At 70.6% G+C, this 20,193-nt stretch carries 17 protein-coding genes and 1 tRNA gene; 8 read left to right on the top strand and 10 right to left on the bottom strand.

The window, feature by feature from the left end; genetic code table 11:
- Window positions 1-40 precede the first annotated feature (40 nt).
- Window positions 41-292 carry a tyrosine-type recombinase/integrase gene (locus VIG79_RS01195; RefSeq protein WP_331881079.1) on the top strand — a complete coding sequence of 84 codons (252 nt, stop codon included), beginning with the start codon at window positions 41-43 and terminating at the stop codon, window positions 290-292.
- A gap of 89 nt (window positions 293-381) precedes the next feature.
- Here the strand turns inward: VIG79_RS01195 and VIG79_RS01200 are convergent.
- The 4 genes from VIG79_RS01200 to VIG79_RS01215 all read right to left on the bottom strand — a co-directional run bounded on the left by VIG79_RS01200 (window position 382) and on the right by VIG79_RS01215 (window position 4,758).
- Window positions 382-458 (bottom strand) — tRNA-Thr (locus VIG79_RS01200).
- A 101-nt stretch (window positions 459-559) separates the two neighbouring features.
- Window positions 560-2,149, bottom strand: coding sequence for an alpha/beta hydrolase (locus VIG79_RS01205; RefSeq protein ID WP_331881081.1), 1,590 nt, complete (start codon window positions 2,147-2,149; stop codon window positions 560-562).
- Between the two features lie 123 nt (window positions 2,150-2,272).
- Window positions 2,273-3,466, bottom strand: a complete 1,194-nt coding sequence (locus tag VIG79_RS01210) for a ScyD/ScyE family protein (protein WP_331881083.1) — start codon at window positions 3,464-3,466, stop codon at window positions 2,273-2,275.
- 143 nt (window positions 3,467-3,609) lie between these two features.
- Window positions 3,610-4,758 (bottom strand): DNA polymerase III subunit delta', encoded by a 1,149-nt coding sequence (locus VIG79_RS01215; RefSeq protein WP_331881085.1) that lies wholly within the window; start codon window positions 4,756-4,758, stop codon window positions 3,610-3,612.
- Between the two features lie 245 nt (window positions 4,759-5,003).
- Between VIG79_RS01215 and VIG79_RS01220 the strand changes: the two genes are divergently transcribed.
- A complete protein-coding gene (locus VIG79_RS01220) occupies window positions 5,004-6,245 on the top strand; it encodes an IS110 family transposase (RefSeq protein ID WP_331881088.1) in 1,242 nt (413 codons plus the stop codon).
- A gap of 26 nt (window positions 6,246-6,271) precedes the next feature.
- Here the strand turns inward: VIG79_RS01220 and tmk are convergent, their stop codons facing one another.
- Window positions 6,272-6,910 (bottom strand): dTMP kinase, encoded by a 639-nt coding sequence (tmk, locus tag VIG79_RS01225; protein WP_331881090.1) that lies wholly within the window; start codon window positions 6,908-6,910, stop codon window positions 6,272-6,274.
- A gap of 96 nt (window positions 6,911-7,006) precedes the next feature.
- Between tmk and VIG79_RS01230 the strand changes: the two genes are divergently transcribed.
- Window positions 7,007-7,387, top strand: a complete 381-nt coding sequence (locus VIG79_RS01230; protein WP_331881093.1) for a hypothetical protein — start codon at window positions 7,007-7,009, stop codon at window positions 7,385-7,387.
- Between the two features lie 28 nt (window positions 7,388-7,415).
- Window positions 7,416-7,958, top strand: coding sequence for a DUF1697 domain-containing protein (locus VIG79_RS01235; protein ID WP_331881095.1), 543 nt, complete (start codon window positions 7,416-7,418; stop codon window positions 7,956-7,958).
- Between the two features lie 40 nt (window positions 7,959-7,998).
- Here VIG79_RS01235 and VIG79_RS01240 read toward each other — a convergent pair whose 3' ends face one another.
- Window positions 7,999-8,790: a MerR family transcriptional regulator gene (locus VIG79_RS01240; protein WP_331881098.1), complete on the bottom strand. Its 792-nt coding sequence runs from the start codon at window positions 8,788-8,790 to the stop codon at window positions 7,999-8,001.
- 119 nt (window positions 8,791-8,909) lie between these two features.
- On the opposite strand from VIG79_RS01240, the gene VIG79_RS01245 reads away from it, so the two are divergent.
- Window positions 8,910-9,752, top strand: coding sequence for an SGNH/GDSL hydrolase family protein (locus VIG79_RS01245; protein ID WP_331881101.1), 843 nt, complete (start codon window positions 8,910-8,912; stop codon window positions 9,750-9,752).
- 27 nt (window positions 9,753-9,779) lie between these two features.
- Here VIG79_RS01245 and VIG79_RS01250 read toward each other — a convergent pair whose 3' ends face one another.
- Window positions 9,780-11,318 carry an MFS transporter gene (locus VIG79_RS01250; RefSeq protein ID WP_331881104.1) on the bottom strand — a complete coding sequence of 513 codons (1,539 nt, stop codon included), beginning with the start codon at window positions 11,316-11,318 and terminating at the stop codon, window positions 9,780-9,782.
- Window positions 11,319-11,419: 101 nt separating this feature from the next.
- Between VIG79_RS01250 and VIG79_RS01255 the strand changes: the two genes are divergently transcribed.
- The gene (locus tag VIG79_RS01255; protein WP_331881107.1) at window positions 11,420-12,151 is read left to right on the top strand and encodes a TetR/AcrR family transcriptional regulator; all 732 of its coding nucleotides are present in this window, start codon (window positions 11,420-11,422) and stop codon (window positions 12,149-12,151) included.
- A 41-nt stretch (window positions 12,152-12,192) separates the two neighbouring features.
- Here VIG79_RS01255 and VIG79_RS01260 read toward each other — a convergent pair whose 3' ends face one another.
- Entirely contained in the window at window positions 12,193-13,551 is a 1,359-nt protein-coding gene (locus tag VIG79_RS01260; protein WP_331881110.1) for a serine hydrolase domain-containing protein, read from the bottom strand.
- 5 nt (window positions 13,552-13,556) lie between these two features.
- A complete protein-coding gene (gene topA, locus VIG79_RS01265; RefSeq protein ID WP_331881113.1) occupies window positions 13,557-16,400 on the bottom strand; it encodes a type I DNA topoisomerase in 2,844 nt (947 codons plus the stop codon).
- Between the two features lie 144 nt (window positions 16,401-16,544).
- On the opposite strand from topA, the gene VIG79_RS01270 reads away from it, so the two are divergent.
- Window positions 16,545-17,333, top strand: a complete 789-nt coding sequence (locus VIG79_RS01270; RefSeq protein WP_331881116.1) for a class III extradiol ring-cleavage dioxygenase — start codon at window positions 16,545-16,547, stop codon at window positions 17,331-17,333.
- A 143-nt stretch (window positions 17,334-17,476) separates the two neighbouring features.
- Window positions 17,477-18,862: an MFS transporter gene (locus VIG79_RS01275; protein WP_331881285.1), complete on the top strand. Its 1,386-nt coding sequence runs from the start codon at window positions 17,477-17,479 to the stop codon at window positions 18,860-18,862.
- Between the two features lie 72 nt (window positions 18,863-18,934).
- Here VIG79_RS01275 and VIG79_RS01280 read toward each other — a convergent pair whose 3' ends face one another.
- Complete coding sequence (locus VIG79_RS01280; RefSeq protein WP_331881119.1) at window positions 18,935-20,101, bottom strand: low temperature requirement protein A; 1,167 nt, start codon at window positions 20,099-20,101, stop codon at window positions 18,935-18,937.
- Window positions 20,102-20,193: the final 92 nt, after the last annotated feature.

The following is a 20,193-nucleotide window of genomic DNA, read 5'->3' on the forward strand; positions in this document are numbered from 1 at the left end:
CGACTGACTGGAAAAGCTGAGCTGACGCCGCCGGTCGGGCATGCAGTCGATCGCATGCCCGGCCGTTACGGAGTGGTTCGTCTCGCACATCACCAGGCGCACCGTGGCGACTCTGCTCGACGAGCAAGGCCTGTCAGCGCGGGCGATTGCCGACCAGCTGGGCCACGCCCGGCCGTCGATGACTCAGGACGTCTACATGGGTCGCCGGATCGCCAGCGATGCCGCCGCGACGTCCTTAGATGCCACTCTGGGCTCCCTGGTAGCCCGCCCCGGCGAGGCCGAGAGGGCCTGACGTGGTACGCGACGTGGTACGCGAGCCGTTCCCAGCGTGCGTGGCCCACCTGGCGCTGAGGGTTTCTGCGCTGGTCACCGCGGGTTTCGTGGAGCCGCCTATCGGAATCGAACCGATGACCTATTCATTACGAGTGAATCGCTCTGGCCGACTGAGCTAAGGCGGCGTGCACCCTGGCGGGCGCGGGGCACCACTATACGGACTGGCCAGGCGTTCTCCGAACCGAGCAACGAGCCTGCGCGCGGACCCGGCGGGGCCACGGACCGGCTAGCACTTCAGCCCGTCCTGCGGCACCGTTCCGTCGATGAACCAGCCGTCCACGGCCTTGTCCACGCAGGGGCTGGACCGGGGGTAGGCAGTGTGCCCGTCACCGTCGCGGGTGACGAGGACGCCGTGCGCGAGCTGCTGGCGCATTCGGGTGGCCCACTCGTACGGGGTGGCCGGGTCACGGGTCGTTCCGACGATGACGATCGGCGGCGACCCCTGAGCGGCGATGGGTGCGGTCGTGCCCGTCGCGGGGACCTTCCACACCCCGCACGGCACGTTGCCCCATGCGAGGTAGCGACCCCAGGTCGGGGCGTCCTGGCTCAGCTTCTGCGCGAACGCCTCGATCTGCGCGGGATCCGCGGTGTCGGCCTTGTCGAGGCAGTTGACCGCGTAGATCGCCTCCATGATGTTGCTCTGGTACTGGCCGCCCGGAGTGCGTCGGGCGTAGCTGTCGGCGAGGCGCATCAACCTGTTCCCGTCCCCCGACTTCGCGTCCTTGAGGGCGTCGGTGAGCTGCGGCCAGAGCGATGTGGTGTACATCGCCTGAGCGATCCCGGTCGACGCCCAGGCCTCGGTCAGCTGGGTGACCGTCTGGTCGTTGGTGACCGGCAGCGGCTGGGCGTCCAGGCCCTTGAGGAAGTCGCGGATCCAGGCCATCCCCTCGGCGCGGCTCTGACCCACCGGGCAGTCGGACTGCTTGACGCAGTTGTCGACGTAGGCCTGCGTCGCCATCTCGAACCCCTTGGCCTGTCCGCTGGCGAGGTCCTGTGGGGTGAGGTCCGGCGGAAGTGGTCCGTCGAGGACGAACCGGCCCATCTGGCCGGGGAAGAGGCCGGCGTAGGTCGCACCGAGCAGCGTGCCGTAGGACTTGCCGAGGTAGTTCAGCTTCGGCTCTCCGAGCGCCGCCCGGAGCACGTCCATGTCGCGAGCGGCCTCGACCGTCGAGACATGGCCGATGATCTTGGGGTTCTTCGCGGCGCACCCCTCGGCGAGCTTGGTCGCCTCGGCGATCAGCCCCTGTTCCTCGGCCGGTGTGTCCGGCGTCGCGTCGACGCCGCCGATGAAGGTGTCCAGCTCACGGTCGCCCACACAGTCGATGGGCGAGGACCGGCCCACCCCTCGAGGGTCGAAGCCGATGAGGTCGTAGCGGCGCCGGACGTCGCTGCTCACCAGCGAGCTCGCGGACTGCGCGACGTAGTCCACCGGAGAGGCGCCCGGACCGCCCGGGTTGTAGACGAGGGCGCCGATCCGCTGGTTGGACGAGCGCGCCTTGGACCGGATCACCGCCAGCTGCATCGTCTCGCCGGTGGGGTTCGCGTAGTCGATCGGGACGCGCAGCTTGGCACACTCGCCGCCGGTACAGCTGGCCCACTGCAGGCGCTGGTTGTAGAAGGTCTCCAGACCCGTCGTCCCCGTGGGCGGCGTCTGCGGCACGAACGTGGGCTCCCCCGACGAGCCGCCGGAGTCGTCGGTCGGCAGGAACGGCAGGACGAGGCAGGAGGAGAGGCTGAGTGACGCCACGACGGCACCCACCACCGCGAGAAGCGTCCGCCGACCCCGACGGCCGGGACGTTGGGGGGTCAGCAGCACCGGAGCACGGTAACCCGAGTCGTCTCCGCCGGGGGCCACAGTCGGTTCACGACGTGCTAACGACTGCAGGCCCGCGGATGTCCCGCGGGCCTGCCGTCGCAGCGATGGTCGATACGGTATGCGTCAGCGCTTGTACTGGACGATCGCACCCTTGCCGGTGGGTCCGGTGGCGAAGTCCAGACCCGAGAGGGCCGCGTACACGTAGGGACCTTGGGTCTCCAGGGCCAGTGGGCTGTCGACGGTCTTGAACGTGCTCTTGCCGCCCCACAGGCTGACCTTGGTGATCTTGCCGCCGAAGAGCTCCGAGACGTACGTCGTGCCGTCCTTGGCCACGGCGAGGTTGGTCGCGCCGGCGAAACCGGTGGCGAGCCGCCAGGACCACCCGGTCTGCGGGTTGACCAGGTAGACACTTCCGCGCGCTCCGAGGCTGGGGTCCTCGGGGCCTCCCGGCAGGGTCGAGACCCAGAACTGTCCGAACGGGCCGACCTCGACATCAGTCGGCACCGCCTCGAACCCGTACGACTTGCCGATGAGGCACTTCGCCGAGTCGGGCACGGGCACCGGGTTGCCGTTCTGGTCGACCGACGCCGAGTCGAGCAGCGCCTGGGTGATGGTCGTCTGCTGGGGCGGCAGGACCGAGATCGTCGAGACCTGCCCGGACGCCGTGACCTTGAAGATCGCGTTCGCCCCCGCGTCCGCGACCGCCCAGCTGCCGTGCCCGAGACTGGCCACCGCGTAGGGGTGCGAGTCGACGAGGCCCTGGTAGGTGGCCGACCCCCCGGTGACCTGACCGAGCCAGGCGCGCCCGTCGGCGCAGTCCGTGCCGGGCGCCAGCCCGTACGTGTTCTTCTGGTCCGGGTTCTTGGCGGTCTCGTAGGCCAAGATGTCGGCCACCGCGAGGCGCTTGGTCCCCTTCATGATGATGAGCTGGGCGTCGGTGTGCTGGAATCCTGACGCGTCCGTCCGGCTGGTCGTGTACGCCCACGTCCCGTCGTCGGCCACGTCGATGCCGGCCACGTCGACGTTCGGTTGGGCGCCCGGCGGCGCGGTGTTCTCCAGACCGGCCGCCAAGAACGTCAGCGACTGGTCGCTGTTGACGGCAAACACGGCGTTCTTGGCGCCGTCGGCGACGTAGACCTTGCCCTTGTTGTCGACGGCCATCCCGAACGGAAGCAGGACGTCCGTGGTCAGGGTCCGAGACCACCCCTTTGTCGGGTGCGCGTCGTGCCCCTTCGCCGAGGACGCCGGTGCGACGGCGATACCCACGGCCACGGTGGTGGCGCAGGCGACGATGATGCGGGTTCGGGTGAGCAGCATGGAGCCTCCTTCATCGGTTGCGGCCGACCCCGACGGCGACGTCCTTGGTCATGCTCCCGACCACGTCCCCGGCCGACCTAGCCAGAGTGTGGCGTGGGTCACGCTCCCTCGTCACCCGTTCCGGTGAATTCGAGCAAACGTTTTCAGTCGGTCGCGTTCCCACTCATCACGGTGATGGTCATCGCTTCCAGAGCCAACAGCGGCGCCACGTTGAGGTTGATCCGGTCCCTGGCCTCGCCAACGGCCTCCATCGACTGCAAGAGCTGTTCCGGGGTTCGCATCGCGGCCAGGGCTCGCACGACGTCGACGCTGTCCTCGTTGACCAGGTCGACGTTCGCGCCGATGCGCAGGACCAGGGCATCGCGATGGACGGACAAGAGGTCGACCAGGGCCCGGTCGACGGTGTCGCGCGCGAACCTCGTCGCGCGCGTCTTCTGTTCCTTCTCCAGGGCACTCAGCTGCGCGCGGATGTGCGGGGGCTGGGTGCGCGCGGCCGGGTCGGCGCCGAGTGTCTCCAGCAGCCGGGTCCGCTCGGCCGCGTCACGCTCCGCACCGGACGACGAGGACTCTTCGTCGGCGATCGACGCGAGGTCGGCGGCGGCCGCGATGGCGTCGCCGATGGTTCGTATGCGTCCGGGCATCGCGATGACGTCCCGCCGCCGGATCCGCGCCCCCTCGTCACGAGCCAGCCGCCGCGCGAGGCCGACGTGCGACTGGGCCGCGCGAGCCGCATACCGGGCCATCGCGGGGTCGATCCCGTCGCGCCGCACGAGCAGGTCGGCCACGTCCTCGACCGGCGGGGTCCGCAACCGCACATGCCGCGAACGGGACCGGAGCGTGATGATGACGTCCTCGAGTGAGGGTGCGCAGAGGATCCAGACGGTGAGCGGGGTGGGTTCCTCGAGGGCCTTGAGGAGGGCGTCGGCCGCTCGCTCGGTGAGCCGGTCGGCGTCCTCGACGATGATGACCCGCCACCGGCCGACCGACGGCCGCAGCCCGGCCTCCTGCACCAGCGCACGGGTGTCCTCGACCCGGATCGACAGGCCCTCGGTCGCCTTGACCGTCACGTCGGCGTGGGTGCCGTCGATCGCCGTCCGGCACTCGCGACACGTTCCGCAACCGTCGTCCGGGCACTCCAGCGCTGCGGCGAACGCGCGAGCGGCCACGGACCGGCCCGACCCGGGGGGGCCGGTGAACAGCCAGGCGTGGGTCATCGCGGCGGGGTCGGTCACGGCTCGGGTGAGCGTGGCGACGGCGGCCGGCTGGCCGATGACGTGGTCCCAGACGCTCACTGGTGCACCATCCTCACGTTGGTGGTTCTGGATGGACTGCTGATGCACCCCTGGTCCCCACCGGGCCATCGCCAGCGACGCTCGACCTTCGAGGTCCAGCATGAGTTCTGCGAGGTCCGGTGGCCCAGGACCCTCGGACTGGCTACAGGGCTGTGCGCCATCGAGCGCCGATCAGTGAGCGACCGGCTGCGGGGTCCCGGGACCACCGGGTGTTCTCTCACTGCTCGAACAGCGAGGAAACAACCATGAGTGTCACCCCTGAAGCCATCCCGGCGCGAGCGTGCGCGGGCGTGGACTGGGCCAAGGACGACCACGCGATCTGCTTCATCGACCCCGACGGCCTGGTTGTGGAGCGGTTCACCGTCCCCCACACCGCGGCCGGGCTCAAGACCCTGGTCCGTCGCCTGCTCGCCGTAGGCGTGGCCGAGGTCGGCATCGAACGCGGCGACGGGCCCGTGGTCGAGGCGCTGCTCCAGGCCGAGCTGACCGTGCTGGTGATCAGCCCGAACCAGGTCAAGAACCTGCGCAGCCGTTACGGGTCGGCCGGCAACAAGGACGACCGATTCGACGCCTACGTGCTGGCCGACGCGGTCCGCACCGACCGGCGCCGCCTGACCCCGCTGACCCGCTCCACCCCGGCGACCATCGCGCTGCGCTCCACCGTGCGAGCCCGCCGTGACCTGGTCGAGCACCGGGTCGCCGCCGCCAACCAGCTGCGCGCCCACCTGCAAGTCGTATTCCCAGGTGTAGTGGGCCTGTTCGCCGCGCTCGACTCCGCGGTCAGCCTGTCCTTCCTGGAACGCTTCCCCACCCAAAGCAAGGCCGACTGGCTGACCTCCAAGCGCCTGGCCGACTGGCTCGGCAAACTCGGCTACAGCGGCCGGGTCGCACCCGAGACCCTGCACCAGCGGCTGCTGGACGCACCCCGCGGCACCACCGACGACAACGCCCACGCTCACACCGCCACCACGCTCGCGTTCGTCGCCGTACTGCGCGCCCTGACCACCCAGATCGACCAGCTCGAAGACAGCGTCGCCGCACAGCTGGACGTCCACCCCGACCGCCACATCATGACCTCGCTGCCCCGCTCCGGGATGCTGCGCGCCGCCCGCCTGCTCGCCGAAATCGGTGACGCCCGCGGCCGGTTCCCCACCGCAGACTCCCTGGCCTGCCTCGCCGGAGTCGCCCCCTCGACCCGCCAATCCGGCAAGGTCAAAGCCGTCACCTTCCGCTGGTCCGCCGACCACCAGCTGCGCGACGCACTGTGCGACTTCGCCGGCGACTCCCGACACGCCAACCCCTGGGCCGACGACCTGTACCAACGAGCCCGCGCCCGCGGTCACGACCACCCACACGCCGTACGCATCCTCGGCAGAGCCTGGGCCAGCATCATCTGGCGATGCTGGCAAGACCAACTCGCCTACCAACCCGATCGGCACCAAGCCCTCCAACGCGTCCTCAACGAACAGGCCCGAAAAGTCGCCTGACCCGGACGCGGTTGACACAGGGCAACTCATGCGCCCACCTCCAGGGCGACTCCGGTGGCGCGCAGCCGTGCGACCACCCGAGCGTGGATCTCGTCCGGCGCCAGGGTGGCGTCGACGATGAGGTAGCGGTCGGGTTCGGCCTCGGCGAGGGCGAGGAAGTGCTTCCGGACCACCTCGTGGAAGTCGTCGCCTTCGGCCTCCAGACGGTCGTGCACGTCGCCGCGGCGGCTCCGGCCGGTCCCCGCGCCGACGTCGAGGACGACCGTGAGGTTCGGGACGAGTCCGTCGACCGCCCACAGCTGGATGTCGGCGACCTCCCGCGACCCGAGGTCGCGGCCGGCGCCCTGGTAGGCGATCGCCGAGTCGATGTAGCGGTCGGTGACGACCACCCGGCCGGCCTCCAGCGCTGGTGCGATCACCGTGTCGACGTGCTGAGCCTTGTCTGTCGCATACAAGAGCGCCTCGGCCCGCGGTGAGACATGGTCGCCGTGCAGGACGAGGTCGCGCAGCCGGGCCCCGAGCTCGGTGCCGCCCGGCTGACGCGTCTCGAGGACGTCGAGTCCGCCACGGCGCAGCGTCTCGGCGAGCAGCCGCACCTGCGTCGACTTACCCGCTCCGTCGCCCCCCTCGAACGCGACGAACAGCCCGGTCTGCGGCGTCGCCATGCCCGCGATGCTAGGCCAGACCGGGGTCAGCCGATCGGGCGCGGCCCACAAATGCGGTTGACCCTCACGTGGGGTCAGTCCGTAACGTGCCCGACCATGACCACGCAGCCGACACCCCTCCGAGAGGTGCGACGTCTGAACGACTGGGCTCCGGACGAGCCCGGCGAGCTCGTCGGCCTGCTGCTGCCCGTGGACGACGGGGAGTGGGTGCCCGCCACCGTGTTCGGGGCCGCCCTCGGGCCGGCGACCGACGAGGAGCTGGCCGAGTCGATCGTCCGCGAGCGCGGACTCTCGTCGCTGGCCGAGCGGTGGTGGGTCCGGGTCGGTGACGCCGACTGGCGCGAGGCGTGGCTGCTGGAGGTCAAACCCGACCGGATCCGGCTGCGTTGGGACGACCCGATGCTCATGCAGATGGGCCACGGCGAGTGGGTACGCCTCGACGAGGCACAGATCCAGCGCATCCCACCCACCTCCTGACCGGTCGCGGTCGCACTAGGGTGCGGCCATGACGGTCCGGGTCGGCTTCCTGCGCGCGGTGAACCTCGGCAAGCGGAAGGTCGAGATGGCGCGCCTCAAGGCGCTCGCCGAGGGCCTGGGCTACGACGACGTCTGGACCTACATCAACAGCGGCAACGTCGTCTTCGACGCGGAAGGCGTCCGTGCCACCGTCGAGAAGAACCTCGAGAAGGCCCTCGAGGACGAGTTCGGCTTCGAGTGCACGACCTTCGTCCGGACCGCGGCCGAGCTCGAGAAGACGCTGGCCGCAACGCCGTTCGAGGTCGGAAACGGGGACACGCACTTCGTCACCTTCCTCAAGAAGGCCCCGTCCGCGAGCGCGGCCAAGGCCATCCAGGGACTGTCCACCGACTTCGACACGCTCGTCGTCCAGGGCGCGGACGTGCACTGGCTGATGCACGGCCGGTCGATCGAGAGCCAGATCGCCAAGCGTCACTGGGAGCAGATCCTCGGGCCGATGAGCTCGACCAGCCGCAACGTCAAGGCTCTGACGAAGCTCAGCGACAAGATCGCCGCACGCGCATCCGGGTGATAGCAGCCGGGACTCCGACCGCTATCACCCGGACCCGGCCTCAGCCCTGCGCCCCGGCGCGGTCGGCGTTGGCGTGGATCGCGTCCCGCACGTACTGCGCGAGACCCGGCTCCTGGTCCTCGTACGTTGTCGTGAACCGGGGGTCCGCGACGTACATGTCGCCGAGGTTCCGGTGGAACTCCGGCGTGATCTCGTAGAACCGGTCGTTGATGTGCCGACGGTGCCGCTCGGCCGCATCCATGGCCCGCTCGCTGGTCGCCGGAGCCCCGGAGCGCTTGGCCTCGACCAGCTCGGCGCCGATGGAGTCCATCTCCGCCTTGATCTCGACCCAGTCGGCCTTGCTGTACTGCGACGTGCGGCGCTGCGACTGCTTCCAGGCGTCGCTGTCACCCCACCGCTCCTCGGCCTCCGCCGCATACTCCTCGGAGTACCCGTCGCCGAACAGCTCCTGCTGCTCCTGTTTCGTCAGCTTGAGTCCTGACATCTCCTTCTCCAATGCTCGGTCGATGGCGGTGACGAGCTCGCCGAGCTCGTCCAGCCGGGACATGACCGCCGCCCGCTGGCGGCGCAGGTGGGACTCGAGATCGGCGCCCCTCGCGTCGAGCAGCTCGCCGATCTCCTCGAGCGGGAACCCCAGCCGCCGGTACACGACGATGTTCTGGAGCCGCTCGAGGTCCTGCGCGGTGTAGAGCCGGTAGCCCGCCGGCGTGCGTCCGCTGGGGTGCAGCAGCCCGATCTCGTCGTAGTGGTGCAGCGTCCGCACCGTCACACCGAGCTCGTCGGCCACCTGCCCCACCGTCCACGCGGCGTCCACCAGCACTCCTCCGGTCATAGGTTCAAGGGTCCGGCCTCACGTCGGGTGAGGGTCAAGTCGAGTATGCGGGCGTCGTTCCAGCAGCGTGGCAAGTCCTCGAGCGAGCGGACCGGGCGAGTTCGTCGTACGGTCCGGGGATGGTCGTGAAACGTCTCGTCGTCGCGCTCGTCGCCGCCGCTGCCCTCGTCCTCGCCTCAGCCACCGCCGGTTGGGCCGCACCCTCACCCACGGGGTCGGCCAACGCCATGGGCTACTACCTCGCACTCGGCGACTCGCTCGCCGCGGGGTACCAGCCGACCACCGGCGTCGACCGGGACGGGGGCTACACCGGCGACGTCCTGGCGGGGATCCAGGCGACCCGGCCGAAGACCCGGCTGGTCAACCTGGCCTGCCCCGGCGAGCGCTCGACGACGATGGTCTCGGGCGGGGTCTGCGCCTACGACGAGGGCAACCAGCTCGACCAGGCGCTCGCGTTCCTCCACGCCCACGGCCGGAACACCCGGGTGGTGACCGTCCAGGTCGGCGCGAACGACGTGCAGCGGTGCGTCGACCGGAGCACCCTGGCCATCGACCCGGTCTGCATCCAGGCCGGGATGGCCGATGTCGCGACGTACCTGCCGATGATCCTCGGCAAGGTCCACGCCGAGGCGCCCCACGCCCAGGTCGTCGTCCTCAACTACTACAACCCGTTCCTCGCCGCCTGGGCCATCGGGAACGCCCAGCTGGCCCAACAGTCCGCCGTGCTGCAGGGGACGCTCAACACGATCATCGGTGTGGCCGCAGCGTCCAGCGGCTCGACCGTGGCCGACGTTGCGACGGCGTTCCAGAGCACCAACTGGACGGTGCCGCCCGGTGGCGCCCTTCCGACCAACGTGTCGGTCATCTGCGCGCTCACCTGGATGTGCTCCCTCTTCGACATCCATGCCAACGACGCGGGGTATGCGCTGATCGGCCGGACGGTGGTGGCGCGGCTCGGCTGACCGAACCGCGCAACCCTGGCCTCCCGCTCAGGAGACGGGTGCCGCCTCGGGGGCCGGCATCGCCTCGGCGTCGCTGCCGCGGAGCATCACCAGGGTGACTGCGGCCGCGAGGACGAGGACGCCCGCCGCCGTCAGACCGGCGGTGTGCATCGCCGCGGTGTAGGCGGCCCGCCCCGCCTCCATGACGGCCTGGCCCAGGGCGCCCGGAAGCTGCGCCGAGACCGCGCCCGCTCCGGCCAGCGTCTGGCTGGCCTCCGCCGCTGCCGGCGCCGGCAGTCCGGCGGGCATCAGGAGATCGGCCTGGGTCCGGTAGACCGCGGCGAGGACACTTCCGAGCAACGCCAGGCCCAGTGCCCCACCGAGCTCGCTCGACGTCTCGACCAGGCCGGCCACCGACCCTGCACGCTCGGCAGGGGCCACGCCCACGACGTAGTCGGTGATGAGCGAGAGGACGGCGACCAGTCCGCCGGACACCAGGCCGGCCGCCAGCAGCACGAGCCACAGCGCGCTGGCCTCGTCGACCCGGCTGATCATCAGGAACCCGACGACCGACACGCCGAACCCGCCGGCCATGACCACCGGTCGCCCGAGCCGCGGAGCGAGCATCGCGGACACGGGCGCAGCGGCCCCCACGACGACGGACGGCACGAGGCTCCAGAGTGCCGCCGCGAGCGGGCTGAACCCGAGCACCGACTGGAGGTACTGCGTGAGGATCACGGCGTTGCCCATGATCGCGAACATCGCCAGGATGTTGACGACTACGGACCCGCCGAACCGACGCTCGGTCAGGGCGCGCACGTCGAGCATCGGCACCTCCGCAGCGAGCTGACGCCGCACGAAGGCCAGTCCGATGAGGACCCCGGCGACCGCATACAGGACGGCATGCGTCGACCAGCCGTCCGAGGCCACCGACTTGATGCCGGCGATGACCGGGATGACCGTGCCGAGGGCGAGCAACGAGCTGAGCCAGTCGAACCGGGCCGAGCGGACGCCCCGCGACTCGGGCAGGAGGAACGGCGCGCTGACGAGGAGCAGGAGCATGACCGGCAGGTTGATGAGGAAGACCGAACCCCACCAGAAGTGCTCGAGCAGCACCCCGCTGATGATCGGTCCGACGGTGACGCCGGCGGTCAGGGCGACGGACCAGATCGCGACGGCCTTGGTGCGGTCGGCCTCGGCGTGGAAGAGGTTGCGGATGAGGGCGAGGGTCGAGGGCATCAGGGTGGCGCCGGCGATCCCGAGCACGGCACGGGCGGCGATGAGCATCTCGGCCGACTGCGCGTACGCCGCGAGGAGGGACGCCGCGCTGAACGCGACGGCTCCGATGAGCAGCAGCCGACGCCGTCCGATCCGGTCGCCGACCGTGCCCATCGTCAGGAGCAGCCCGGCGAGGACGAACCCGTAGATGTCGAAGATCCAGAGCTGCTGTGTCGCCGTGGGCTGCAGGTCCTGGGCGATGAACGGCACCGCGAAGAAGAGGACGGACACGTCCATCGACGCGATGAGGATCGGCAGGATCAGCACGGCCAGACCGATCCACTCGCGGCGCCCGGCTCGTGGGGTCATGGGGGTCTCCTTAACTGCGTACCTAACTAACTGTTATTGATGTACGCAGAACTTACGACAGGAGATGCGTACCGCGCAAGCAGTTTCCGTATGCTGTTTCCGTGGCCGCCGTCGACCCTCCGCTCCCGCGGTACCTCCAGCTGCTGTGGGACCGCGCCGCGGGTGGGCGACGCGGGCCGAAGCCGGGGCGGACCATCCAGGAGATCGGCGCCGCGGGGGTGGTCGTCGCCGACCGGGCCGGCCTGGACGGTGTCTCGATGAAGTCGGTCGCGGCGGAGCTCGGGATGACGCCGATGTCGCTGTACCGGTACGTCGACTCCAAGGAGCAGCTGCTCGAGGTGATGCTCGACGCGGCCTACGGTCCGGCGGACCTGTCGATCGTGTCGTCCGGACCGTGGCGCGAACGGCTGACCCGGTGGGCGTGGGCGCTCGCCGACGCGCTGGTGCTGCACCCGTGGATCTCGGCGACGTCGATGACCACGCCGCCGCTCTCGCCCAACATCATCGGGTGGACCGAGGCCGGCGCCCGGTCGTTCGAGGGCATGGCGCTCACCAACCAGCAGAAGATGTCGTCGCTGCTCGTCGTGGACGGCTACGTACGCAGCCACGTCGCGATGTCGGTCGCCATGGGGTTCACCGGCTCCGAACCGGCGCCGCCCGATCCCTACGTGACCTTCCTGCCGCTGCTGCTCGACCCGGACCGGTTCCCCGCCCTGCTCGCGGCGTCACCGGCGATCACCGACGAGAGCGAGGGCGGGGACTTCTTCCGCGACGAGATGGGCTTCGGCCTGGACCTCATCCTCGACGGCATCGAGGCCCTCACCCACAAGTGACCCGCCGCCCCCCACGCGTCCGGCGGGAGAAGGCGGGGCGGTCAGTGCCAGCCGGCGGTGTCGACGCCGCCGGGGACGTCGCGCTCGGGATCGTAGGGCAGCCGGGTGAACCGGAACGACGCGAGGTCGAGGTGGCTCACGGCGCCGTCCGCGTCCCGGACCACGACCAGCGGCTCGCCCGCGTAGTAGCCCTCGAGACCGACCCAGGACCCGTCGGCCGCCTTCCGGAACCGGGCCCCGCGGCCCTCCCCCGGGACTCCCAGCTCGAGGCCGCCCTCGCCGTTCGCCTTGATCATCGTCACGGCCGGACCCCAATGCCACAGCCCGACCAGCTCGACCGCATCGGGGTCGGAGCCACCGGCGTACCAGGTCTCCGGCAGGACCGGTTCGCGCTCGCGGACCAGGGTGAGCAGGTCACGAGCGAACGAGACCGGCCCGCTGGTGGTGTTGCTGAAGATGACCACGCCGTCGCCGGTCTCGACGTCGACCTGGAGCCCCGCGAGAAAGCCGGGCATCGAGCCGCCGTGCCCCACGTACCGTCGCCCCTCGACGTTCCACACCTGCCACCCCAGGCCGTGTCCCGACACCCACGCCTGGCCGGGCAGGTCGTTGACCGCCTGGACGACGCACATCTCCTCGAGCGTGTCCTTCGCGAGGATGTCCCCGGTGTCGCCGCCGAGGAAGGCGGCCCACCGGCCGAGGTCGACCACCGTCGACCAGAGCTGCCCCGCGGGCGCCATCGCCCCGGCGTCGTGCTCCGGCTCGGTGAGCAGCAGGTCAGCGAACGGATGGACCGCCTGCCCGACCGCGGCCTTACCCGTAGGTCGCGTCGTCGTCCGCGTCATGCCCAAGGGGTCCAGCAGGTCGCGCTGGACGACATCCACCCACGAGAACCCGCCGGCCCGCGCGACGAGCTCGCCCAGCGCGGCGTAGCCGACGTTCGTGTAGTGGTACCGGCTGGCCGCCCGCATCCGCTGCACCGGGGACGGAGCCATGAGCGCGGCCCAGTCCCCGCCCGGCGTGCGCTCCCACCAGGGCCCGTCGGTCTCCGACTGCAGCCCGGAGGTATGCGTCAGCAGCTGCGCGATCGTCGCGCGGCCGAACGCACTGCCGGGTACGTGGTCCTCGAACCGGTCGTCGAGGTCGAGCCGCCCCGCGTCGCGCAGCCGCATGACGCACACCGCCACGAACGTCTTGGTGATGGAGCCGATCCGGTACTGCGTGTCGGCGTCGGCGGCCACCCCGTCGGCGCGCCCGTCGAGGGTGCCGCGCGCGTCCGACCACACCAGGTCGCCGCCGCGGACGATCCCGGCGGACACCGACGGCAGCCGGACCTTCCGCTGCTCGACGGCGAGCCGGGCCGAGAGCTCGCGAGCGGTCGACGGTTCGAGCGTCGCCACCGCGCTCAGGCCTTGCGGGCCGACGCTCGCGCCGTGGACGTCGACCCGGCGGACCGGGCCGCAGCCGTCTTCTTGGCGGTCGTCTTCTTGGCCGTCGACTTCGTGGTCTTCTTCGCCGCTCGCTTGCGGGTCGTCGGACCCTTGGCCCGCTTCTCGGCCAGCAGCTCGAACCCGCGCTCGGGCGTGATCGACTCGGGGTCGTCGTCTCGTCGCAGCGTGGCGTTGGTCTCGCCGTCCGTGACGTAGGCCCCGAACCGCCCGTCCTTGACCGTCACCGCCTTGCCCGACACCGGGTCCGTGCCGAGCTCCTTGAGCGGAGCCGCGGCGGCGCGGCCGCGCTGCTTCGGCTGGGCGTAGATCGCCAGCGCCTCGTCGAGGGTGATCTCGAAGAGCTGCTGCTCGGTCACCAGGGACCGCGAGTCGGTCCCCTTCTTGAGGTAGGGCCCGTAGCGTCCGTTCTGCGCGGTGATGTCGACCGACGTGCCGTCATCCTCGGCGACCGTCCCGACCACCCGCGGCAGCGAGAGCAGCTGCAGTGCGGCGTCGAGGTCGATCGTCGCGAGGTCCATGTCCTTGAACAGCGAGGCGGTACGCGGCTTGGCCTTCGCCGCCGCCTTGCCGCGCTTGGGTGCCGCGTCGTCGGTCTCGAACTCCGGCAGCACCTCGGTCACGTAGGGCCCGTAGCGACCCGCCTTGGCGATGATCTCGTTGCCGGACAAGGGGTCCCGGCCGAGCACCCGTCCGTCGTCGGCGGCCGCGTCGAGCAGCTCGCGCGCCTTGGCCGGAGTCATCTCGTCGGGGGCGATGTCGTCGTTGATCGTGGCGCGGCGCGGCGTCTCGGGCACCGCCGGCGCCTCGTCGAGGAGCACCTCGCCGGTTCGCGCGTCGACGCCGAACGGGGTGACCTCTTCGACGTACGGTCCGTAGCGACCGACGCGGACGACCATCCCGTCGCCGAGCTGGATCGTCGAGATCTCGCGGGCGTCGATCTCGCCGAGGTCGGCGACGAGCTGCTTGAGCCCCTCGGCCGAGCCCGCCTCGTCGCCGAAGTAGAACCGATCGAGCCAAGCGACCCGCTGCTCGTCGCCGTTGGCGATCCGGTCGAGGTCCTCCTCCATGGAGGCGGTGAAGTCGTAGTCGACCAGCCGCGGGAAGTGCTCCTCGAGCAGCCGCGTGACGGCGAACGCCAGCCAGGTCGGTACCAGGGCGTTGCCGCGAGTGCCCACGTAGCCACGGTCCTGGATAGTGCCCATGATCGACGCATACGTCGACGGGCGCCCGATCCCCTTCTCCTCCATGGCTTTCACGAGGGTGGCCTCGGTGTAACGCGGCGGCGGCTGGGTCTCGTGACCGTCGGCCTCAGCGCGGACCACCGCGAGCGGCGTGCCCTCGCCGAGGCGGGGCAGCCGGCGCTCCTCCTCGGCGATCTCCTTGCGCTTCTTGGCGACGGTCTCGTCGCGGCCCTCCTCGTAGGCGGCGAGGAACCCCCGGAAGGTGATGACGGTGCCGCTGGCGGTGAACTCCGCGGTCCGCGCGACCTCGACGCCGTCCAGCGTCGCCGTGAGCTTCACGGTCGCGGTCGAGCCCCGGGCGTCGGCCATCTGGGAGGCGACGGTCCGCTTCCAGATCAGCTCGTAGAGCGCGAACTCGTCGCCGCGCAGCTCACCGGCCACCTGCGCCGGGGTGCGGAACCGGTCACCGGCCGGGCGGATCGCCTCGTGGGCCTCCTGCGCGTTCTTGACCTTGCCCGCATACCGGCGCGGCTCGGCGGGCACGTAGTCGGCGCCGTAGAGGTCGCGCGCCTGGCTCCGTGCGGCGGTGATCGCGCTCTCCGACAACGTGATCGAGTCGGTACGCATATAGGTGATGTAGCCGTTCTCGTAGAGCCGCTGCGCGACGCGCATGGCGTTCTTCGAGGACAGGCGCAGCTTGCGGGACGCCTCCTGCTGGAGCGTCGACGTCGTGAACGGCGCGGCCGGACGACGCGTGTAGGGCTTCTCCTGGACGCTGGTGACGACGACCGGCGCCTCCTGGACGGCGGTCGCGATCCCCCGGGCCATCGCCTCGTCGAGGTGGACGACCGACTTGTGCTTCAGCTCTCCGGTGTCGGCGAAGTCGCGCCCGGTGGCGACGCGGTCACCGTCCACGGCACTGAGCCGCGCGGTGAAGGCGTCGGACTCGACCAGCGCGCCGGAGCTGGTCCGCGTCGTGAACTCGCCCTCGACGTCCCAGTAGGACGCGGCCCGGAACGCCATCCGCTCGCGTTCGCGCTCGACGACCAGACGGGTGGCGACGGACTGCACGCGGCCGGCGGACAGGCCCTGGCGGACCTTGCGCCACAGCACGGGCGACACCTCGTAGCCGTAGAGGCGGTCGAGGATGCGGCGCGTCTCCTGGGCGTCCACCAGGGCGGTGTCCAGCTCGCGGGTGTCGGTGACGGCGCGCTGGATCGCCTCGCGGGTGATCTCGTGGAACACCATCCGCTTGACCGGCACGTGCGGCTGGAGGGTCTCGAGGAGGTGCCACGCGATGGCCTCGCCCTCGCGGTCCTCGTCCGTGGCGAGGTAGAGCTCGTCGGCCTGCTTGAGCAGCCGCTTGAGCTCCGCGACCTTCTTCTTCTTGTCGTTGTCGACGACGTAGTAGGCCTCGAACCCGTTGTCCACGTTGATCGCGAACTTGCCGAACGGGCCCTTCTTCATGTCGACGGGCAGCTCCGACGGGTTCGGGAGGTCACGGATGTGCCCCACCGACGCCTCGACGTCGAAGTCCCCTCCGAGGTAGCCCGCGATGGTCTTCGCCTTGGCCGGCGACTCGACGATGACGAGCTTGCGGCCCTTCCCTGCTGCCACGATGTCCACCCCTGATCTCCCGTCCACGTGCAGCGGATTCGTCGCTGCTCCGACGTGGGCCGGATGCACACCGTAAACCCTCGGCCCGAAAAGTCCATTCCGTTCGAGGTAGTTGACGGTTCAACTTGACGCTATAATGATCACGTGACATCTCAGCCGGTCCTCTACCTCAGCCACGGCGCACCGCCGCTCGCTGACGACCCGGTGTGGACGCGCGAGCTCGCGCAGTGGTCCGGCGGGCTCGACAAGCCGGCCAACATCCTCGTCGTCTCCGCCCACTGGGAGGAGGCGCCGCTCGCCCTGTCGTCCACCACCGGCGCGGGCCTGTTCTACGACTTCTGGGGCTTCCCGCAGAAGTACTACGACGTGACGTATGCGGCGCCGGCCGCCGCCGCGCTCGCCGACGAGGTGGCGGCGATCGTCGCCGCGCCCGGTCAGCCGGTGCACCGGGACGAGAGCCGTGGGCTGGACCACGGCGCGTACGTGCCGCTCGTCGAGATGTTCCCCGACGCGGACGTGCCGGTCCTGCAGATGTCGATGCCCACCCTCGACCCGCGCGCGCTGTTCCGGCTGGGCCAGAAGATCGCGCCGCTGCGCGACGCCGGCACCCTGATCATCGGGTCCGGGTTCACCACCCACAACCTGCGCGAGTTCAACCCGGCGAGGCCGGCCGACGCCCCGCCGCCCGGCTGGTCGGCGGAGTTCGACGCCTGGGCCCGGGAGGCGATGGCCCACGAGGACGTCGACGCCCTGCTCGACTTCCTCGACAAGGCGCCGGCAGCGCGGGTCGCCCACCCGCGGACCGAGCACTTCGCCCCGTTGTTCGTGTCGCTGGGCGCCGCCTACGGTGCAGACGGCGGGGGCTTCGACAGCCGGAGCGTCATCGACGGGTTCTGGTTCGGCCTGTCGAAGCGGTCCTGGCAGCTCGGCTGACGAAATTCTGCCCCGATCTGTGACGATGCGGGAATGGTTGCCTCACCCGACGACTTGGCCTTGAGGTGACAGCCCCCACACAGACGAGCGCCGAAGCCGGGGTCGGACTGCGGTCGGAACGCGGACCGGTGCTGCTGGCCCTGATGGTCTCCACCGGCCTCATCGCCATCGACGCGACCATCCTCGCCACGGCCGTGCCGTCGATCGTGCGCGAGCTGGGCGGGTTCTCCTCGTTCCCGTGGCTTTTCTCGGTCTACCTGCTCGCCCAGGCCGTGTCGGTCCCCGTCTACGCCAAGCTCGCGGACACCGTCGGCCGGAAGCCGTTGATGCTCTTCGGAATCGCGGTGTTCCTGCTCGGCTCGGTGCTCTGCGGGCTCGCCTGGAGCATGCCGGTCCTCATCGCGTTCCGGGCCCTGCAGGGGTTGGGCGCGGGCGCCGTGCAGCCGATGTCGATCACCATTGCCGGCGACATCTACAGCATCGCCGAGCGCGCCCGGGTGCAGGGGTACATCGCCAGCGTCTGGGGCATCTCCTCGGTGGTCGGACCCGCGCTCGGCGGGCTCTTCGCCCAGCTGCACCTCTGGCGCTGGATCTTCTTCGTCAATATCCCGCTGTGCCTGCTGGCCGGCGTACTGATCTGGCGCAACTTCCACGAGAAGGTGGAGCGCCGTCCGCATCGCATCGACTACGCCGGTGCCGTGCTGCTCACCAGCGCCATGACCCTGCTCATCCTCGGCGTGCTCGAGGGCGGTCAGGCGTGGGCGTGGAGCTCGCCGACGAGCATCGCCGTCTTCGCCGTGGGCACGGCGCTGCTGGTCGGCTTCGTGTTCGCGGAGCGACGGGCCGCCGAGCCGATCCTGCCGATGTGGGTGCTCAGCCGGCGGCTGTTGCTGACCACCAGCCTCACCGCCCTGGGTGTCGGCGCCATCCTCATCGGGCTCACCTCCTACGTCCCCACCTACCTCGAGGTCGGGATCGGGTCGGCTCCCCTCGTCGGCGGGCTCGCGCTGGCCGCCCTGACGCTCGGCTGGCCACTCTCGGCCGCCTTCTCGGGCCGGCTGTTCTACATGAAGTACGGGTTCCGGCCGACGGTCCTGATCGGGATGGGTCTCGTCCTGCTTGGTGCCCTGCTGCTCGCCCTCCGCGCCCAGACGCCGCAGGTGGCCGTCGTGGCGGTCTCCTGCTTCGTCATCGGGCTCGGGCTCGGCCTGGTGGCCGCCCCGAGCCTCATCGCCGCCCAGGCCAGCGTCGGGTGGGCCGATCGTGGAGTCGTGACCGGCGCGAACATGTTCGCTCGCTCGATCGGCAGTGCCGTCGGCGTGGCGGTGTTCGGCGCCGTCGCCAACGCGGTGCTCGACGCGTCCGGCGGTCCGACCAACCCGGATGCGGTCATCGACGCGGGATCGGCGGTGTTCATCGCCGTGCTCGTCGCCACGTTGCTGACCATCATCAGCGCCGTGGCGATGCCGAAGATCCGGGCCGACGACGCCGAGCTGAGCCGGCACGAACCCGCCGCCGACTCGAGCTAGGTACGGATCGGGGAGCACGAACGGCGTTCCCACGCCGGCTTCGCTCCCCGCAGACCAATCGGCGCTCGCCGCCTACGCCACGACCCACCGCTGTTCGACGACGAGGATCGCCACGGACCCGATGATCAGGGTCACGAGCTCGGCGAACCCCGACACGGGACCGAGCCACGTCGCCGCGACGAGGACCGCGCCGCCGACCACGCGCACTCCGGCTCCGGCCCGGCCGACCGCCCGACGGAACGCGCCGAACCCGACCCAGGTGACCCCGACCCCACCGGCCAACAACGCCGCGTACCCGATGTCGAGGGGCGCGGTGGGGTGCTCGAGCGCGTGGTGGAGTCCGGCGGCGGCCAGGACGATGCCGAGCAGGACCACGACGAACGCGTAACCGAAGGACCAGAGGGCGACCGCCTGCTGCCGCTCCGGAGCGACGCGCTCCAGCGTGTGCTCGGCGGCCTCGTCCTCGTGCGTGCCGAAGTACGCCCAGTAGAGCAGCGCCGCCAGTCCCAGGCTGACCGCCGCGAACATGACCTGGGCGACCCCGATCGCGGTCTCACCGCTGCCCACGCCGACGCCGATCGCGAGCACCGACTCGCCGAGGACGATGAGCAGCATCAGGCCGTGGCGCTCGACGAAGTGTGCCGGCCGCAGGGTGAAGGCCGGCCCGGAGTCGCGGCGGGACACCGACGTTCGTGCCGCCAGCTGCGGCAGCAGCGTCTCGGACGCCAGCGCGGCAACCCAGAGGACGACGAGGGCGCCCCCACCGACGACGGCGCCCACGAGGATGAGGACTGCGGCGATCCCGTTGCCGACGCCCAGCTGCACGACCATGCCGGGGGTGACCCGCTCGGCCTGCGTGAGGTACATGGCGGTGTGGACTCCCGCCACGATCAGGTAGCCGACCGCGAAGACGACTCGGTCGGTCGTGTAGGCGTGCGGGATGGCCAGCGCCATGGTGAAGTTCCCGACCATCCCGACCAGGAGGAACGCCCGACGGACGGGAGTGACGGGCGGCGCCGCGTTGGTGAGCCACGCGTACCCGCCGTACATCCACCACATGAGCAGGAGCAGCAGGACGACCCGACCGACCCCACCCCACCCGTGGTCCTGGCCCAGCGTGGCGGTGAGCTGGGTGACGGTGAAGACGAAGACGAGGTCGAAGAACAGCTCGAGCGTCGTCACCGACCCGGCGACCGCCGCGGTGGGGTCACGACGCCGACCGACAGGAAGTCTCGGCATCCCGCCAGCGTAGATAACCGGTGGACCGGGCTCCGCGGCGCGGATCATGCTGGGGTCGACCACACGACGGAGGAGAGGGACATGAAGAGACC

This window comes from Lapillicoccus sp. (assembly GCF_036559105.1).
Classification (GTDB): Bacteria; Actinomycetota; Actinomycetes; order Actinomycetales; family Dermatophilaceae; genus Lapillicoccus.

Bases quoted from the DNA above. Each gene is read 5' to 3' on its own strand.
- tmk (WP_331881090.1), bottom strand. From the start codon at position 6,910: ATGGCGACGCCGCAGACCGGGCTGTTCGTCGCGTTCGAGGGGGGCGAC.
- VIG79_RS01210 (WP_331881083.1), bottom strand. From the start codon at position 3,466: ATGCTGCTCACCCGAACCCGCATCATCGTCGCCTGCGCCACCACCGTG.
- VIG79_RS01195 (WP_331881079.1), top strand. From the start codon at position 41: ATGCAGTCGATCGCATGCCCGGCCGTTACGGAGTGGTTCGTCTCGCAC.
- VIG79_RS01220 (WP_331881088.1), top strand. From the start codon at position 5,004: ATGAGTGTCACCCCTGAAGCCATCCCGGCGCGAGCGTGCGCGGGCGTG.
- VIG79_RS01280 (WP_331881119.1), bottom strand. From the start codon at position 20,101: ATGCCGAGACTTCCTGTCGGTCGGCGTCGTGACCCCACCGCGGCGGTC.
- VIG79_RS01235 (WP_331881095.1), top strand. From the start codon at position 7,416: ATGACGGTCCGGGTCGGCTTCCTGCGCGCGGTGAACCTCGGCAAGCGG.
- VIG79_RS01240 (WP_331881098.1), bottom strand. From the start codon at position 8,790: ATGACCGGAGGAGTGCTGGTGGACGCCGCGTGGACGGTGGGGCAGGTG.
- VIG79_RS01275 (WP_331881285.1), top strand. From the start codon at position 17,477: ATGGTCTCCACCGGCCTCATCGCCATCGACGCGACCATCCTCGCCACG.
- VIG79_RS01250 (WP_331881104.1), bottom strand. From the start codon at position 11,318: ATGACCCCACGAGCCGGGCGCCGCGAGTGGATCGGTCTGGCCGTGCTG.
- VIG79_RS01245 (WP_331881101.1), top strand. From the start codon at position 8,910: ATGGTCGTGAAACGTCTCGTCGTCGCGCTCGTCGCCGCCGCTGCCCTC.
- VIG79_RS01230 (WP_331881093.1), top strand. From the start codon at position 7,007: ATGACCACGCAGCCGACACCCCTCCGAGAGGTGCGACGTCTGAACGAC.